The 3,231-nt window shown below is 50.6% G+C and carries 2 rRNA genes; both read left to right on the forward strand.

The features are described from left to right. Positions 1–152: 152 nt before the first annotated feature. Positions 153–3,070: ribosomal RNA gene (locus JUE95_RS12690) — 23S ribosomal RNA — on the forward strand. A gap of 65 nt (positions 3,071–3,135) precedes the next feature. Then, positions 3,136–3,231, forward strand: a 5S ribosomal RNA gene (rrf, locus tag JUE95_RS12695); the annotation flags it as partial.

Raw genomic sequence — 3,231 nt, forward strand, 5'->3', positions numbered from 1 at the left:
AATTGGTTCTTTGAAAACTAGATAATATCAATTTTCTTTTATATTAATTAATTTCATTAATTAAGCCGAGAACACCGCGTATTTTGAGTTTTTTATTAGTAAAGTTTATTTACTTCGCGTAATACTCAATTAATCCATCACGTTAGTGATGAGGTTAAGTTATAAAGGGCGCATGGTGAATGCCTTGGCACTAGGAGCCGATGAAGGACGGGACTAACACCGATATGCTTCGGGGAGCTGTACGTAAGCTTTGATCCGGAGATTTCCGAATGGGGAAACCCAATCATCTTAGTCGATGATTAATGCTTAGTGAATACATAGCTAAGTATTGGCAGACGTGGGGAACTGAAACATCTAAGTACCCACAGGAAGAGAAAGCAATTGCGATTCCCATAGTAGCGGCGAGCGAAGTGGGAACAGCCCAAACCAGGAAGCTTGCTTCCTGGGGTTGTAGGACTGAACATTTGAGTTACCAAAGCAGCAGATAGTCGAACGGTTTGGGAAGACCGGCCAAAGCGGGTGATAGCCCCGTAGACGAAATTTACTGCCCTCAGTTCAGGATCCTGAGTACGGCCAGACACGTGAAACCTGGTCGGAATCCGGGAGGACCATCTCCCAAGGCTAAATACTCCCTAGTGACCGATAGTGAACCAGTACCGTGAGGGAAAGGTGAAAAGCACCCCGGAAGGGGAGTGAAATAGTTCCTGAAACCATGTGCCTACAATTAGTTGGAGCCCGTTAAGGGGTGACAGCGTGCCTTTTGTAGAATGAACCGGCGAGTTACGTTAACATGCAAGGTTAAGATGAAAAGTCGGAGCCGTAGCGAAAGCGAGTCTGAAACGGGCGTTTCAGTATGTTGATGTAGACCCGAAACCAGGTGACCTACCCATGTCCAGGGTGAAGGTGCGGTAAAACGCACTGGAGGCCCGAACCCGTGTACGTTGAAAAGTGCTGGGATGAGGTGTGGGTAGCGGTGAAATTCCAAACGAACTTGGAGATAGCTGGTTCTCTCCGAAATAGCTTTAGGGCTAGCCTCGGAAAGAGAATCGTGGAGGTAGAGCACTGTTTGGACTAGGGGCCCGTCACGGGTTACTGAATTCAGATAAACTCCGAATGCCATAGATTTATATCCGGGAGTCAGACGGTGAGTGATAAGATCCATCGTCGAAAGGGGAACAGCCCAGACCACCAATTAAGGTCCCTAAGTGTATCCTAAGTGGAAAAGGCGGTGGAGTTGCATAGACAGCTAGGATGTTGGCTCAGAAGCAGCCACCATTTAAAGAGTGCGTAATAGCTCACTAGCCGAGTGATTCTGCGCCGAAAATGTACCGGGGCTAAGGATACCACCGAAATTGTGGATGCGACCAATAGGTCGCGTGATAGGAGAGCGTTCTAAGGGCGGTGAAGCTAGATCGCAAGGACTAGTGGAGCGCTTAGAAGTGAGAATGCCGGTATGAGTAGCGAAAGATCAGTGAGAATCTGATCCACCGAATGACTAAGGTTTCCTGGGGAAGGCTCGTCCTCCCAGGGTTAGTCGGGACCTAAGTCGAGGCCGTAAGGCGTAGACGATGGCCAACAGGTTGATATTCCTGTACTAGTAAGATATGTTTGAGCGATGGAGGGACGCAGGAGGCTAAGCCGTGCGCACTGTTGGATATGTGCGTTCAAGCAGCAAGTCTGGTTGTTAGTTAAATGCTTACAACCGGGTAGACAAGCTGTGATGAGGACCGAATTTAAGTAGGGAAGTGGCTGACGTCACACTGCCGAGAAAAGCTTCTAGTGAGTATCTTACTACCCGTACCGCAAACCGACACAGGTAGTCGAGGAGAGGATCCTAAGGTGAGCGAGTGAACTCTCGTTAAGGAACTCGGCAAAATGACCCCGTAACTTCGGGAGAAGGGGTGCTGCACGCAAGTGCAGCCGCAGTGAAGAGGCCCAGGCGACTGTTTATCAAAAACACAGGTTTCTGCAAAATCGTAAGATGACGTATAGGGGCTGACGCCTGCCCGGTGCTGGAAGGTTAAGTGGATGAGTTAGCTTCGGCGAAGCCCAGAAATGAAGCCCCAGTAAACGGCGGCCGTAACTATAACGGTCCTAAGGTAGCGAAATTCCTTGTCGGGTAAGTTCCGACCCGCACGAAAGGCGTAACGATCTGGGCACTGTCTCAACGAGAGACTCGGTGAAATTATAGTACCTGTGAAGATGCAGGTTACCCGCGACAGGACGGAAAGACCCCATGGAGCTTTACTATAGCTTGATATTGGGTGTTGACACAACTTGTACAGGATAGGTCGGAGCCGTAGAAACCGGAACGCTAGTTTCGGTGGAGGCGCTGGTGGGATACGACCCTTGTTGTGTGAACACTCTAACCCGCGCCACTCAGCGTGGCGGGAGACAGTGTCAGGTGGGTAGTTTGACTGGGGCGGTCGCCTCCCAAAAAGTAACGGAGGCGCCCAAAGGTTCCCTCAGAATGGTTGGAAATCATTCGCAGAGTGTAAAGGCACAAGGGAGCTTGACTGCGAGACAGACAGGTCGAGCAGGGACGAAAGTCGGGCTTAGTGATCCGGCGGTACCGTATGGAAGGGCCGTCGCTCAACGGATAAAAGCTACCCTGGGGATAACAGGCTTATCTCCCCCAAGAGTCCACATCGACGGGGAGGTTTGGCACCTCGATGTCGGCTCATCGCATCCTGGGGCTGTAGTCGGTCCCAAGGGTTGGGCTGTTCGCCCATTAAAGCGGTACGCGAGCTGGGTTCAGAACGTCGTGAGACAGTTCGGTCCCTATCCGTCGCGGGCGTAGGAAATTTGAGAGGAGCTGTTCCTAGTACGAGAGGACCGGAATGGACACACCGCTGGTGTATCAGTTGTGCCGCCAGGCGCATTGCTGAGTAGCTATGTGTGGATGAGATAAACGCTGAAAGCATCTAAGTGTGAAACTCGCCTCAAGATGAGATTTCCCATTCCTATATGGAAGTAAGACCCCTGAGAGATGATCAGGTAGATAGGCTAGAAGTGGAAGTGCAGCGATGCACGGAGCGGACTAGTACTAATCGGTCGAGGACTTAACCACGGAAGTGGTGTTCATCGGTAAGGAAATTGATATTGTCTAGTTTTGAGAGCACCAGTTCTCAATAGTGTGGTGGCGATAGCCTGAAGGATACACCTGTTCCCATGCCGAACACAGCAGTTAAGCTTCAGCACGCCAAGAGTAGTTGGGGGATCGCCCCCTGC

This window comes from Secundilactobacillus yichangensis, assembly GCF_016861565.1.
Classification (GTDB): domain Bacteria; phylum Bacillota; class Bacilli; order Lactobacillales; family Lactobacillaceae; genus Secundilactobacillus; species Secundilactobacillus yichangensis.